This is a genomic window from Dietzia sp. KRD202, assembly GCF_017168155.1.
GTDB lineage: Bacteria > Actinomycetota > Actinomycetes > Mycobacteriales > Mycobacteriaceae > Dietzia > Dietzia kunjamensis.
Genome location: NZ_JABFAN010000005.1, coordinates 238,279 through 251,901 on the forward strand (window position 1 = coordinate 238,279; position 13,623 = coordinate 251,901).

At 73.3% G+C, this 13,623-nt stretch carries 11 protein-coding genes; 2 read left to right on the forward strand and 9 right to left on the reverse strand.

What is annotated here, in order from left to right; all coding sequences use genetic code 11:
* Positions 1-3 precede the first annotated feature (3 nt).
* From J1M64_RS01920 to J1M64_RS01945, 6 genes are all read right to left on the reverse strand, one after another.
* Positions 4-1,086 (reverse strand): cobalamin-independent methionine synthase, encoded by a 1,083-nt coding sequence (locus tag J1M64_RS01920; RefSeq protein ID WP_206472359.1) that lies wholly within the window; start codon positions 1,084-1,086, stop codon positions 4-6.
* Positions 1,083-2,213, reverse strand: coding sequence for a tRNA 2-thiouridine(34) synthase MnmA (mnmA, locus tag J1M64_RS01925; RefSeq protein ID WP_206472360.1), 1,131 nt, complete (start codon positions 2,211-2,213; stop codon positions 1,083-1,085). The genes J1M64_RS01920 and mnmA overlap by 4 nt, the downstream gene beginning before the upstream one ends.
* Entirely contained in the window at positions 2,210-3,406 is a 1,197-nt protein-coding gene (locus J1M64_RS01930) for a cysteine desulfurase family protein (protein WP_206472361.1), read from the reverse strand. The genes mnmA and J1M64_RS01930 overlap by 4 nt, the downstream gene beginning before the upstream one ends.
* A gap of 92 nt (positions 3,407-3,498) precedes the next feature.
* Entirely contained in the window at positions 3,499-4,449 is a 951-nt protein-coding gene (locus J1M64_RS01935) for an electron transfer flavoprotein subunit alpha/FixB family protein (RefSeq protein ID WP_067718290.1), read from the reverse strand.
* Between the two features lie 52 nt (positions 4,450-4,501).
* Positions 4,502-5,287 (reverse strand): electron transfer flavoprotein subunit beta/FixA family protein, encoded by a 786-nt coding sequence (locus J1M64_RS01940; protein WP_206472362.1) that lies wholly within the window; start codon positions 5,285-5,287, stop codon positions 4,502-4,504.
* 123 nt (positions 5,288-5,410) lie between these two features.
* Entirely contained in the window at positions 5,411-7,042 is a 1,632-nt protein-coding gene (locus J1M64_RS01945; RefSeq protein WP_206472363.1) for an AMP-binding protein, read from the reverse strand.
* A gap of 229 nt (positions 7,043-7,271) precedes the next feature.
* Between J1M64_RS01945 and J1M64_RS01950 the strand changes: the two genes are divergently transcribed.
* Entirely contained in the window at positions 7,272-8,642 is a 1,371-nt protein-coding gene (locus tag J1M64_RS01950; protein WP_307872343.1) for a PQQ-binding-like beta-propeller repeat protein, read from the forward strand.
* Here the strand turns inward: J1M64_RS01950 and J1M64_RS01955 are convergent.
* The 3 genes from J1M64_RS01955 to J1M64_RS01965 are packed head-to-tail and all read right to left on the reverse strand — an operon-like array spanning position 8,627 to position 11,449.
* On the reverse strand, positions 8,627-9,844 hold the full coding sequence (locus J1M64_RS01955; RefSeq protein ID WP_067718300.1) for an SAM-dependent methyltransferase: 1,218 nt from the start codon (positions 9,842-9,844) through the stop codon (positions 8,627-8,629). The genes J1M64_RS01950 and J1M64_RS01955 overlap by 16 nt on opposite strands.
* 10 nt (positions 9,845-9,854) lie before the next feature.
* The gene (locus J1M64_RS01960; RefSeq protein WP_206472365.1) at positions 9,855-10,601 is read right to left on the reverse strand and encodes an NUDIX hydrolase; all 747 of its coding nucleotides are present in this window, start codon (positions 10,599-10,601) and stop codon (positions 9,855-9,857) included.
* A complete protein-coding gene (locus tag J1M64_RS01965) occupies positions 10,598-11,449 on the reverse strand; it encodes an ABC transporter ATP-binding protein (protein WP_119193552.1) in 852 nt (283 codons plus the stop codon). Before J1M64_RS01965 ends, J1M64_RS01960 begins: the two co-directional genes overlap by 4 nt.
* A 151-nt stretch (positions 11,450-11,600) precedes the next feature.
* On the opposite strand from J1M64_RS01965, the gene J1M64_RS01970 reads away from it, so the two are divergent.
* Positions 11,601-13,619 carry a maltotransferase domain-containing protein gene (locus J1M64_RS01970; RefSeq protein WP_206472366.1) on the forward strand — a complete coding sequence of 673 codons (2,019 nt, stop codon included), beginning with the start codon at positions 11,601-11,603 and terminating at the stop codon, positions 13,617-13,619.
* The last annotated feature ends 4 nt before the right edge of the window (positions 13,620-13,623 follow it).

A 13,623-nucleotide genomic window follows, 5' to 3' on the forward strand; every position in this document is an offset into this window, starting at 1 on the left:
CTGCTACTCCGCCACCCGTGGGGTGGTCTCGGCCACCAGACGGGCGCCGCGGAGGGCGGCCGCGGCTCGGCCCTCACCGGTCGAGGTCTCCTCTTCGGTGGGCGTGAGGACGACGCGGTCCAGGCTCGAGTACCTGGGTGCGCTCAGTCGGTCGAGCAGGGCCAGCAGCCCCACTGCGGTGTCCTCGGCCTCCGCCACGGTGCGTGGCGGCGGGCCGCCACCGGGTAGGCCCTCCAGGTGGAGGATCCCGCCGTCACCGAGGACCGTTCCGGCTGCATCCAGCGCGGCATGCGACCGGGCAGCGTGCAGCGGCGCGGCCGCCAGGCACACCCCGTCAAGGGGCGTCTCACCCCGCGGGGGGTCGCTGACGATCTCCCAGACCGGGGGCGCCCCCGGGTCGGAGGTGACCGGGAGCCGGATCAGGACCTCTGCGGCCCCGGCGGAGCGGAGCGCATCGGCGAACCGGCAGAGCGACAGGGCGAGTCGATCGGGCGGGACGGCCGCGATCGGGTCGAGACGGCTGGGCGAGCGGACCGTCCCGGCGGCGACATGCCAGAGCAGGGGCTCGTCCACCAGGATCCGTGCGCCTGCCCCTATCCGGCCCGCCAGCCGCACGGCTCGCTCACCCGCGCCCTCCGCCAGGGAGGCGGCCAGGTCCCGCCGGGCGCCGCGGTCGCTGAGGACGGGGAAACCGCCGGGCAGTTCCACCCCGGCCGCAAGGGACCACGGGCCCACTATTCGGGCCTGCAGACGACGGGAGTCGGTGGCGGGGTCCCCCTCGGGATCACGGGCCCGCGCGTCGGCCTCCTCGAGGGCGTCGGCGTCCCGGTCGAGGAAGTCGGCGGCACGACGGGCGAGGCGGCCCGGGGCGTCGGCGAGTCGCCATCCGCGTGGCGAGACGTCGACCGGCAGGTCGGCGAGCATCGCCAGCGTGCGGCCGACCTGGTCGGCCCCGGGGCCGCGATCCGGAAGCTCGGGCAGGAACGGCAGCGCGTGGCATTCCCCCATGATCACCCGCGCCGATTCCCGCGGGTCGGTGCCGGGCATGGGGCCGGCCCCGGTGCTGGACGGTCCCACCGGCGTCACGCGCTCTCCGCGGCCGGACGGGACGCGGAGATGGTGCCGCTGCCCAGAACGCGGTCGCCGCCCGGTTCGGGCCGGTACAGCACGGCGGCCTGCCCGGGGGCGACGCCGCGGATCGGCTTCTCGAGCGTGATCTCGAGCCGGGCATCCGGTCCGTCGCCGAGGCGTCGGACGTGGCCCGGGGTCGCCTCGCCGTGGGCGCGGATCTGCACCAGGCAGTCGGTCTCGCGGATGTCGTCGTCGACGAGCCAGTAGGGCGAGGACGCGGTCATGCCGGACGAGAGCAGATGGTCCGCGCCACCGACGGTGACGGTGCCACTGTCGGCGTCGATCGCGGTGACGTAGCGGGGGCGGCCGTCCGCCGCGGGGCCGCTGACCCCGAGGCCCTTGCGCTGGCCGATGGTGAACCCGTGGATTCCCTCGTGGCGGCCGAGCTCGTCGCCGGTGTCGGCGTCGACGACAGCGCCGGGACGCATGCCGATACGCGCCCCGAGGAAGGCGCGGGTGTCGCCCGACGGGATGAAGCAGATGTCATGGCTGTCGGGCTTCGAGGCGACGGGCAGCCCGCCGGCCTCGGCCTCGGCGCGGACCTGCGACTTGAGTGAATCCCCGAGGGGGAACATCGAGTGCGCGAGCTGCTCCGGGGTGAGCACTCCGAGGACGTAGGACTGGTCCTTGGCGTCGTCCACGGCGCGGCGCAGGACCGGCCGCCGGGTGCCGTCGGGCAGTTCCTCGGATGACGACCGCGCGTAGTGGCCGGTGGCGACCGCGTCGAAACCGAGCGCCATGCCCCGGTCGAGGAGGGCCTCGAACTTGATCCGCTCGTTGCACCGGAGGCACGGGTTGGGGGTCTCACCCCGCGCGTAGGACTCGACGAAGTCGTCGATCACGTCGGCACGGAAGCGCTCGGCGAAGTCCCACACGTAGAACGGGATGCCCAGCAGGTCGGCGACCCGGCGGGCGTCCCCGGCGTCCTCCCGCGAGCAGCACCCGCGCGATCCCGTTCGCAGGGTCGCCGGATCCGCACTGAGTGCGAGGTGGACGCCCACGACATCGTGTCCGGCGGCGACGGCTCGGGCGGCGGCGACGGCGGAGTCCACTCCCCCGCTCATGGCGGCGAGGACCCTCATGATGCGGCCATCCCGGTGCGGGCGAGCCCGAGGCCGGCGACGCGGGCGCGTTCGGCCGCGGGCCCGATGGCCGCGACGGCGGCGTCGACGTCGTCCTCGGTGGTGGTGTACCCCAGGCTCAGGCGCAGACTGCTGCGGGCAGCGGCCTCGTCGGCACCCAGGGCCAGCAGGACGTGACTCGGCTCGGCCACCCCGGCGGTGCAGGCCGAGCCCGTGGAGCATTCGATCCCGGCGGCGTCGAGCAGCAGGATGAGCGACTCGCCGGAACAGCCGGGGAAGGTGAGGTTGGCGATCCCGGGAAGGCGCTCCCCGCCCCCGTTGGCGATCGCACCGGGGACCTCGGCGAGCACCCCGGCGACGAGCCGATCGCGCAACCGGCTCAGACGCAGGGCCTCGGACTCCATCTCACGGACCGCTTCCCCGAGCGCGGCGGCCATCGCGACAACCCCCGGCACGTCCACGGATCCGGACCGCAGGTCCCGCTCCTGGCCACCCCCGTACCCGATCGGCACGCAGTCGGCACCGCGGTCGAGGAGCAACGCACCGACGCCGAGCGGTCCACCGAACTTGTGCGCGGAGAGACTGAGAGAGGTCACGCCGAGGCCGGAGAAGTCGACCGGGACGTGCCCGACGGCCTGGACGGCATCGGTGTGGACGGCCGCGCCCACCGCGCGGGCCGGGCCGGCCGCCGCCGCGACATCCGTGAGGGTGCCGATCTCGTTGTTGCCGAGCATCACCGCGACGAGGGCCAGTCGCGGGCCGAGCTCGTCGGCGAGGTCGCGGACCGTTGCCGGGGTGACGGCGCCGCGGGGGTCCACGGGCAACACCCGGACGGCCTTCCGACCGCCACGGTCGGTCGCCAGGTGGGCGGCGGCGTCGAGGACGGAGTGGTGCTCGGTCGCCCCCACGGCCACCACGTCGCCCGCCGAGGCACCCACCTGCCCGAGAACGGCGAGATTGTCGGACTCCGTCCCGCCGGAGGTGAACACCACCTCGGACGGTCGGCAGCCGAGGTGGTGCGCGAGGGACTCACGGGCCTCCTCGACGCGGCGGCGGGCGCGGCGTCCGGAGCCGTGGAGCGAGGACGCGTTGCCGACCGAGGAGGACGCCTCGGCGTAGGCGTCGACGGCCGCCGCGCGCATCGGGGTGGTCGCGGCGTGGTCGAGATAGTGCACGGAGCGGGTGGTGGGCATATCGCTGGCAAGGATACGCCCGAACGCGCCGGACCCCGGCACCGCAGGGGTGCCGGGGTCCGGGTGACGCTGGTGGACGGGGTGCGTCCTGCTCACTTACGGGCGTTGATGGCCTCGGTGAGCTGCGGGGCGACGCTGAACAGGTCGCCGACGATGCCGTAGTCCGCGATCTCGAAGATCGGGGCCTCCTCGTCCTTGTTGACGGCGACGATGGTCTTCGAAGTCTGCATGCCGGCGCGGTGCTGGATGGCGCCCGAGATACCGAGCGCGATGTACAGCTGCGGCGACACGGTCTTGCCGGTCTGGCCGACCTGGAACTGGCCCGGGTAGTAGCCCGAGTCCACGGCGGCGCGCGACGCGCCGACGGCGGCCTTGAGCGAGTCGGCGAGCGGCTCGACGACCTTCTCGAAGTTGTCCGCGGAGCCGACGCCACGACCACCGGAGACGACGACGGTCGCCTCGGTGAGCTCGGGGCGGTCGCCGCCCACGATCGGGTTGCGCGAGATGACCTTGGCGGCGTTCTCGGGCTCGGGGACCTGCACCTCGACGACCTCGCCGGCGCCGGCGGCCGGGGCGGCCTCGACGGAGCCCGGACGCAGCGTGTAGATCGGCGTCTCGCCGGAGACGGTCGCCTCGACGGTGAAGGCGCCACCGAAGATCGAGTGGACGGCGGAACCGTCGGACTTGATCTCCACGACGTCGCAGAGGGTGCCGGAACCGGTGCGGGCCGCGAGACGACCCGCGACCTCCTTGCCCTCGAACGTGGCGGCCAGGACGATCGCGGCCGCACCCTGCTCGGCGAGGCCTGCCAGGACGTCGACCTTGGGGGTGACGAGGTAGTTCTGGACCGCATCGCCCTCGGCGACGTAGATCTTCTCCGCGCCGGCCTCCTTGAGGGCATCGGTGAGCGCGGCGGCGGTGCCGGTCTCACCGAAGACGACCGCGGAGGGCTCTCCGAGGGCACGAGCGGCGGTCAGCAGCTCGAGGGACACCTTCTTGAGTTCGCCGTCGACGTGCTCGACCGCGACGAGGACTTCAGCCATGGTGGATTCTCCTTGAAAAAGACTGGGATGAGTCGGTCGGGGTGAGTTCGCGTCAGATGAGCTTCTGCGACACGAGGTACTTGGCGACGTCGTTGCCGCCTTCGCCCTCGTCGGTGACCTTCTCGCCGGCGGCGCGCGGCGGCTTGGGGCTCGCGGAGGTGACGCTGGACGCGGCGTTGTCCTTGCCCACCTGGGCGGCCTCGACGCCGGCGTCGGCCAGCGTGAGGGACTCGACCGGCTTCTTCTTGGCGGCCATGATGCCCTTGAAGGACGGGAACCGCGGCTCGTTGATCTTCTCGCCGACGGAGACGACGCACGGCAGGGTGGCCTCGACCTCGAAGAGGCCCTCGTCGGTCTCACGCTCGCCCTTGGCGACGCCGTCGGCGATCTCCAGGGTGCGCATGTGCGTCAGCTGCGGGAGGCCGAGGTACTCGGCGAGGATGGCCGGGACGGCACCCATGCGGCCGTCGGTGGCCTCGTTGCCGGCGATGACCAGCTCGGTGCCCTCGATGGTGCCCAGCACGTTGGCCAGGGCCCACGAGGTCTGGACGACGTCGGAACCGTGCAGGGCCTCGTCGTTGAGGTGGACGGCCTTGTCGGCGCCCATGGACAGGGCCTTGCGGATGGCCTCGGTGGCGCGGTCCGGACCGGCGCACAGGACGGTCACCTCGCCGCCGTTGGCCTCCTTGATCTGGAGCGCCTGCTCGACGGCCTTCTCGTTGATCTCGTCCAGGACCGCGTCCGCGGCCTCGCGGTCCAGGGTGTAGTCCCCGTCCGTGAGCTTGCGCTCGGAATAGGTGTCGGGAACCTGCTTGATCAGTACGACGATGTTCGTCATGGGCCTGCGTCGACCTCCTGCGAGTCGGGGCGGGGTGCGCCCCCGTCTAGACCGGGCGCACCGGATTGTGGTCCTGCCAGACACAATAACGTGATCCGGCCCGCGACCGCCGGACCGGGGCCGTCAGTTGATGCGCTTGTCCCAGCCTGACCAGGCGGCGTCGCGCAGTTCGTTCTTGCGCACCTTTCCCGTCGACGTCCGGGGCAGCGCCTCGGTCAACTCCACCGCACCGGGCACCTTGTAGCGCGCGATCCTGGTCCGGCAGTGCTCGATCACGGCGGCCTCGTCGAGCGTGGAGCCCGGCCTCACCACGACGTAGGCCTTGGGACGCTCGCCCCACTTCTCGTCGGGCATGGACACGACCGCGCAGTCGACCACGTCGGGGTGGGACACGACCGCCTGCTCGACCTCGATGGTGGAGATGTTCTCGCCGCCGGAGACCACGACGTCCTTCGCGCGGTCCAGCAGTTGCACGTATCCGTCCGGGTGCATGACGCCCAGGTCGCCGGAGTGGAACCACCCGCCGGCGAACGCGGTGGCCGTGGCCTCGGGGTCGCCGAAGTACCCCTTCATGACCCCGTTGCCGGTCATGACGACCTCGCCCATGGTCACGCCGTCGGCGGGGACGTCGACCAGCCGGGTCTCCCCCGGTGAGGTGCGCTCGACCACGCGCACGGTGTCGGCGTGGATCATGGCGACGCCCTGGCGCGACTTGAGCCCGGCCCGCTCGTCAGGGTCCAGGTCGGCCCATCCGGGCTGCGGGGTGCACACCGTGAACGGGCCGTAGGTCTCGGTCAGTCCGTACACCTGGGTGACGTCGATGCCGAGGTCCTCGAAGCGGCGCAGGATGGTCGGCGAGGGCGGCGCCCCGGCGGTGACCATGCGGATCCCGTCGATCGGCCGGGCGGCCGGGTCGTCGGCGATGGTGGACAACACGGCTGGTGCACCGGCCAGGCGGTTGACCCCCTCGTCGTCGAACAGTCTCCAGATTTCGTCCCCGCGGACGGCGCGCAGACACACGTGGGTCCCCCTCGCACCGGTCAGCGCCCAGGTCGTGCACCACCCGTTGCAGTGGAACATGGGCAGCGTCCAGAGGTACTTGGAGTCGGCGTCCAGGCCCTGGGTGACGATCTCGCCGAGGGAGTTGAGGTAGGCGCCCCGGTGCGTGTACATGACGCCCTTGGGTCGGCCGGTGGTGCCGGAGGTGTAGTTGACCGCGATGACGGAGTCCTCGTCGGCGACCGTCCACGAGACCGGCTGCGGGGAGGCGGACGCGAGGGCGTCCTCGAGGGCCTCGGCGCGCGGGCCGAAGCGGGCCGGGTCGGGTTGCGTGCCGTCGGCGTCCGGGGCGACCAGGACGAGACGCAGCGCGTCGGGGACCTCGTCGCCCAGCCCCGCGAGGAGTTCCGCGTCGGCGATGAGGACGGCGATCCCGGCGTGCTCCACGATGTAGGCGATCTCGGCCGGGGCGAGGCGGGTGTTGAGCGCGACCACGGCGCCGCCCGCGAGGGGGACGCCGAACTGCGCGAGCAGCGCCTCGGCCGAGTTCGGCGCCAGCACGCCCACCCGGTCACCGCGCGCCACGCCGCGCATCTTCAGCAGGGAGGCCAGCCGGGTGGCCCGGTCGGCGAACTCGGCGTAGGTCTGACGGCGCGGGCCGTCGATGACCGCGGTGGCGTCGGGTGAGACGCGCGCGGCCTTCTCGAGGAAGCTCAGCGGGGTGAGCGCGGTGTCGAGTCCGGAGTTCGCTGTCATCGGGGTGTGGCCGCCTTCCGTGGGCACGGGTGATGCCCGTCACGGTAGCGGCGGAGTGCACTCCGCGATCCGAGATTCCCCCGCCCCGCACCCCCCGCGATCCGAGATGCCCCCGCCCCGCACCCCTGCCCGTCGGTCCCCACGTCCGCGTCGTCGGAGCGCCGGTCGGGCGGGCGGCGGGCGGCGGACTACTCTCTCGTGTGACTGTCTCGACTCGACGGGGGGACCTGTGGCACCGGCACCTACACCGGCACTGACACCGCGCACCGCGCGGGCCCTGGTCGCCGTCGCGCTGACGGCGGGGGTGGTCGCCGGGTGCGCCTCGGACACCGAGAGCGGCGGCGCCCGCCTGGGCCAGGCCGCGAGCTGGTCCTCGCTCGCGGGTGGCCCGCCGAACTCCGGTCGCGCACACTCCGGGGTCTCGGACGCCCCCGGACTGCTGTGGTCACGCGCCCTCGGTGCGCCCGCGGTCGGCGTGGCCTCCTCGGACGGCATCGGCACGTCGTTCCAGGCCACGATCTCCGAGCGCGGGTGCAACCTCTTCGCACTTACCGCCGACGACGGCCGCAAGCGGTGGTGTCTGCGCCTGCCGACCGACGGGCCGCGGATCACCGCGACAGTCGACGGGCGCGGTTCGCTGTTCGTGCCCCTCTACGGCGGGGTCGGCGCCCTGACGGCCGAGGGCGAGAACCGATGGACCGCCGCGACCCGGGGCGTGCCCACGACCGTGACGTTGCTGGACGGACGCCACCTGCTGCTCGTGTCGCACCTGGGGGCGGCACGGGTGATCAACGCCCACACCGGTCTGGACGTCACGCCCGAACTGCGGATCGCCGGCGACATCTCCACGGACGACCCGGCGTACGGGCTCCCGTGGTGCGCGACCGGCGCGCGGGGTTGCCCGGTCCCCGCCCCCGCGGCCGTGGACACGGACACGGCCACCGCCTACCTCACCGCGTGGACGCCGGGCGCCGACGATCCGGAGTTGGTGGCGGTGCGACTGGTCGCCGGTGAGTTCACTGCCCTCGACGTGCTGTGGCGTGCACCCCTGCCCGACGGGCGCCTGGGGACGCCGGTGGTGCTGTCGAACGACCGGGACGAGGTCTACGTCCACGCGGCCGACGGCGGTCTCGCCGCGTACTCGACGTCCGACGGCGCGGCCCTGTGGTCCGCCCCCGTAGGGTACCGGCCGGACACGCCGCCCGCCCTGTTGCCCGACGGCACCGTGGTCAGCGGCGGTCGCACGACGACCGTGTGGAGGGGACCCGACGACGACCACGACGACGACGCGGGCCCGGCGCCGGTGGTGGCCGTTCGCGGGCAGGACGGAACCGGCCGGGTGGTCTGGCGCCGGGACGACCTGCGCCAGCTCACCAACCCCGCCGCGACGCCGGACGGGCGGGTGCTGGTGGCCGTGCGCTCGGGCGGATCCGACGACGAGCCCGGCATCGCGGTCCACCTGCTCGACGGCGCCGACGGCGCCACCCTCCACCGGATCGAGGTGCCCGCGGCGACGGGCCCGGTCTCGGGACTCAGCGTCGACGCGGATGGCCGGATCGCGCTGACGACCGCGGTGGGCGCCCTCTACGTGTTCGAGTGAGCGGTGCGCGGCCCGCACACGAACACCACGGCGGAGCTGCCGATCCGGGTCACCACCAGCGCGAGTGGCCGTGACCCGCTGAGCGAGAGCGAGCGTCGCAGCACGTCCGGGTCGGTGTCGACGCCGCGGACGAGGATCTCCAACGACCCGCAGTCTCGCCGGCGCAGCACGCGACGCAGCTGCTTGCGGTCGAGCCTGCACTTCTCGAGCACCTCGAACCCGGTGTAGCCGTCCGGGACCCGTGGCCCGGTCAGATGGGCGATCCTCGGGTCGAGCTGACGGAGCCCGTGGCGGCGGGCCCAGTGCCGTACGAGTCCGGCGCGGACGACCGCCCCGTCGGGGTCCACGATGAACCGCTCGGCCTCCTCGTGGGCGTCGACCTCGTCGTCGTCGCCGTCGGTCACCTCCTCCACGTGGACCGCGACCCCGTCCGCGACGAGGCGCGGTGGTCCCCACGGTCCGGCCGCGTCGGCGGCGGTGGTGCGGACCACGGTCGCACGGCGGCGCACACCCGCGGACAGGCCCGGCGACCACAGGCACGCCTCCCGCACCGAGCCGTCGAGGGACACCAGTTCGACCTCCCCGCAGTGGTCGAGCACCGAGGTGTCGAGGCCCGGGGCGCACTTGATGACGTGATCGCGGTCGGCGGCGACGGCGAGCAGGTCGGGCAGCGGCGGGCTGAGCCGCGCCGGGTCGTGGACCCGACGGCCCCCGGACCGGCGGGCGGGGTCCGCCACCAGGACGGCGTCGCGGCTGGGCGGGGCGAGCGCGTCGGCCACGCACACGAGTGCTCCGGGGACGTTGTGGGCCGCCATCCGCGCGCGGACCGGATCCAGATCCGAGCCGATCACCCGGTCGGCCGTCCGGACGAGTTCGGTGAGCTCGGCGCCGACGGAACAGGTGACGTCGTGGACGTCCCGTCCTGCCAGGCGCCCGGCCCGCAGGGCCGCGACGGGCCACGCGGTGGCCTGCTGGACGGCCTCGTCGGTGAGCAGCATCGCCCCGGCACCCCGGATTCGACCCCTCGCGCGCGCCCGGGCGGTGACGACGTCGATCGCCGCCGCCGCATGCACGGGATCCGCGCGCCGGACGGCCGCTGTCGAGGCCACGAGGTCCGCGCGGGACCACGCCAGGCCGGCTGCGAGGTCGAGCAGGTCGCGTCCGGCGGCGGTGCGCAGGAACTCCAGGTCCTCGGGGGTCACCGACGCAACGTTAGTTCCCGCCCGGAGCGATGGCCCGCGGGGTGGCCAGGACCTCGTCGACATCGGCGGCGGCGGCCAGATCGGACAGCACGTCGAGGGTCGGGCGCAGCATGCCGAGCCGGCCGAGGGTCCCCGCCTGCGCGGCGTCGTCGGCGCGGATCCACTCGGTCGCGCGCGCCTCGGTCGTGCCGCCGTCCGGCTCGACGCCGTGGGGCAGGGCCGCCACGAAGAACAAGGTGTCGTACCGGCGCGGGGGTCCGACCGGGGTGGTCCACCGGTCCCACGGGCGCAGCAGGTGCGCGGACAGCACCAGCCCGTGCGCGGCGAGCAGCGAATCCAGGTCGCCCTCCCCCGCGTCGAGTGCGCGCCGCTCGTCGGGGCCCGGCGGGTCGGCCGGTGCGGCGGCTCCCGGCCCGGTCGCCGGCTCGGCGAGCAGCACCCCGGTCTCCTCGAACAGTTCCCGCGCCACCCCGCGGACGGCCGCGGCGGCGCGGCCCGCGTCGATCCCGAACCGCCCGGCCCACCACTCCGGCTCGGGCCCGCGCCAGGGGCGGGTGCCGTGGTAGTCCCGCGGTTCGACGCCTCCGCCGGGGAACACCGACATCCCGGCGGCGAACTGCATGGTCGCCACCCGGTGCTGCAGGAAGACCTCCACTCCCCCGCCGACCCGCGCGTCGCGGACCAGGGCGACCGTGGCGGCCTCGCGGACCGGCACGGACTCCGGCGCGAACGCCGCGGGAGCCTCACGTGCCGTCATGCCCGTGGTGCCCGCCGGTGCCGGCCCGAGCGGCGCGCCCGGCGCGCGAAGTAGCGTCCGTCGATCGCGTCCACGACGATCGACTGGGAGAAGGCCCTGCTGAGATTGTCGGAGGTGATCACCTCGTCGATCAGCCCCATCGCGGTGACCTCGCCCTCCGCCAGGAGCATGGCGTGGGTGAACCCCGGGGGGATCTCCTCCACGTGGTGGGTGACCAGGACCGTGGCGGGGGCGTCCGGATCCATCGCCATGTCCCCGAGGCGGGCGACCAGGTCCTCCCGGCCGCCCAGGTCCAGCCCCGCCCCCGGCTCGTCGAGGAGCAGCAGTTCGGGATCGGTCATCATGGCGCGGGCGATGAGCACGCGCTTGCGCTCCCCCTCGGAGAGGGTGCCCCAGGTTCGCTCGGCCAGGTGCTCCGCCCCGATCGACTCGAGGGTGTCCGCGGCGCGCTCGAAATCCTCCGGGTCGTACTTCTCCCGCCAGCGGCCCAGCACGGCGTATCCGGCGGAGATGACCAGATCCTGCACCACTTCGTCGCCGGGGATGCGACCGGCCACCGCGACCGACGACAGGCCGACACGGCTGCGCAGCTCGGTCACCTCCGTCCGGCCCAGCTGCTCCCCGAGGATGACGGCCGTCCCCGTGCTCGGGTACTCCAGGGCCGAGGCGATCCGCAGCAACGAGGTCTTGCCCGCGCCGTTGGGGCCGAGCACCACCCACCTCTCGTCCAGTTCCACCTGCCAGGACAGGGGCCCCACGAGGGACGTGCCGCCCCGCCGGAGCGAGACGTCGCGGAGGTCGAGGACGAGGTCGGGGTCGATGTCGATCAGGGTGCTCACGACGCCCATCTAACCGGTAATCGGGAGGACGGGTGGCGAAGAACACGGCCGTGCAGGTGAACGCCGACTCGGGCACCCCTGAAGGATCGGCCCGACTTCGCTAGCGTCGTGGAGGTGACGCCGCCCACCGCGGCGCCCACCCGCCGAGAGGAGCACCGACGTGAACGACCGTCTGGCCATCGATGAGGTCCGCCCCCTCGTCTCCTGCGGGAGGTTCCCGTCCAAGTCCGTGGTCGGGGAGATCCTGCCCGTCTCCGCGATCGTCTGGCGCGAGGGCCACGACGCCCTGTCCGCCAGCCTGGTCGTCCGCCGACCCGGCGGCGCGTCCTCCCGCACCACGATGGTGCCCGGCACCGAGCCGGACACCGTCCACGCGCTGCTGCCCACGGATGTGGCGGGGATGTGGTCGTTCCGGGTGGAGGCGTGGTCCGACCCGTTCGCCACGTGGCGCAGCGGCATCGTCAAGAAGATGGCCGCGGGCCTGGACTCGGGCGAGCTGGGCAACGAGTTCGAGGTGGGCGCCCGCGTGCTCGACACCGCGATCGCCCGGGCGACGGTCGCCGGCGCCGCCGCCCGGGTCGACCTGCTGACCGGGGCCACCGCCGCGCTGCGTGGTCCGGGCGACGCGGCCACCCGGACCGCCCCGGCGCTGTCGGACGAGACCGCGGCCGCGCTGGCCGCCGATCCCGTCCGCGAACTCGTGACCGTGGGTCAGACCCACCGCGTGTGGGTGGACCGTCGCGAGGCGCAGTTCAGCTCCTGGTACGAGTTCTTCCCCCGCTCCACCGGCGGGTGGGACGACGAGGGCCGTCCCGTCCACGGGACGTTCACCACCTCGCGCTCCTACGTCGACCACGCGGCCGACCTCGGGTTCGACGTCGTGTACCTGCCGCCGATCCACCCCATCGGAGAGATCAACCGCAAGGGTCGCAACAACACCCTGACCCCCGGGCCCGACGACGTCGGGTCACCGTGGGCCATCGGCTCCGCCGAGGGCGGACACGACGCGGTCCACCCCGACCTCGGCACCGTCGACGACTTCCGGGACCTGGTGACCTACGCCGGGGAGCGCGGCGTCGAGGTCGCACTGGACCTGGCCCTGCAGTGCGCGCCCGACCACCCGTGGGCCGCCGAACACCCCGAGTGGTTCACCGTGCTGCCCGACGGGCACATCGCCTACGCCGAGAACCCGCCCAAGAAGTACCAGGACATCTACCCGGTCAACTTCGACACCGACCCCGAGGGCATCTACGCCGAGGTGCTGCGTGTCGTCCGGCTGTGGACGTCCCTCGGGGTACGGATCTTCCGGGTGGACAACCCGCACACCAAGCCGGCCGACTTCTGGAACCGACTCATCAGCGAGGTGAAGCGGACCGAGCCGGACGTGCTGTTCCTGGCGGAGGCCTTCACCCGGCCGGCCCGGCTGTTCGGACTGGCCAAGCGCGGGTTCTCGCAGTCCTACACCTACTTCACGTGGAAGACCACGAAGGCCGAGTTGGTGGAGTTCTGCGAGCAGCTGCTGGCCCACGTCGACGAGGCCCGCCCCAACATGTTCACCAACACCCCGGACATCCTCCACGAGTCGCTCCAACGTGGCGGCCCGGCGATGTTCGCGATCCGGGCGGTGCTCGCCGCGACGCTCTCGCCCGCGTGGGGCGTGTACTCCGGCTACGAGCTCTACGAATGGCAGCCCGTCGCCGACGGCAGCGAGGAGTACCTCGACTCGGAGAAGTACGAGCTGCGGCCCCGTGACTTCGCCGCCGCGGAGGCCGCCGGGCAGTCGCTCGCCCCGTGGCTGCGCACCCTCAACCGGGTCCGCCGCGAGCACCCCGCCCTGCAGCAGCTGCGCACCCTGACGTTCCACGACGTGGACAACGACCAGATCATCGCCTACTCCAAGGTCGACCCGGCCACCGGAGACTGCGTTCTCACGGTGGTCTCCCTGGACTCCCTCGGCGTCCAGGAGGGCACCCTCCACCTCGACATGGCGGCCCTGGGGTACGACGCCGACGCCCGGTTCAGCGTCCGCGACGAGGTGACGGGCTCCGAGTTCCACTGGGGGTCGAGCAACTACGTCCGGCTCGAGCCGTGGACCGCCGTCGCACACATCATCGCGATCCCGCCCTGCGACGAAGCACGTAGGGTCGAACTGTCCTACCGCACGCACACCGTGGATTGAGGCG

Coding starts and splice junctions, on each gene's coding strand:
- mnmA (WP_206472360.1), bottom strand. CDS start 2,213: ATGAGGGTCCTCGCCGCCATGAGCGGGGGAGTGGACTCCGCCGTCGCC.
- J1M64_RS01930 (WP_206472361.1), bottom strand. CDS start 3,406: ATGCCCACCACCCGCTCCGTGCACTATCTCGACCACGCCGCGACCACC.
- J1M64_RS01935 (WP_067718290.1), bottom strand. CDS start 4,449: ATGGCTGAAGTCCTCGTCGCGGTCGAGCACGTCGACGGCGAACTCAAG.
- J1M64_RS01940 (WP_206472362.1), bottom strand. CDS start 5,287: ATGACGAACATCGTCGTACTGATCAAGCAGGTTCCCGACACCTATTCC.
- J1M64_RS01945 (WP_206472363.1), bottom strand. CDS start 7,042: ATGACAGCGAACTCCGGACTCGACACCGCGCTCACCCCGCTGAGCTTC.
- J1M64_RS01960 (WP_206472365.1), bottom strand. CDS start 10,601: ATGACGGCACGTGAGGCTCCCGCGGCGTTCGCGCCGGAGTCCGTGCCG.
- J1M64_RS01965 (WP_119193552.1), bottom strand. CDS start 11,449: ATGGGCGTCGTGAGCACCCTGATCGACATCGACCCCGACCTCGTCCTC.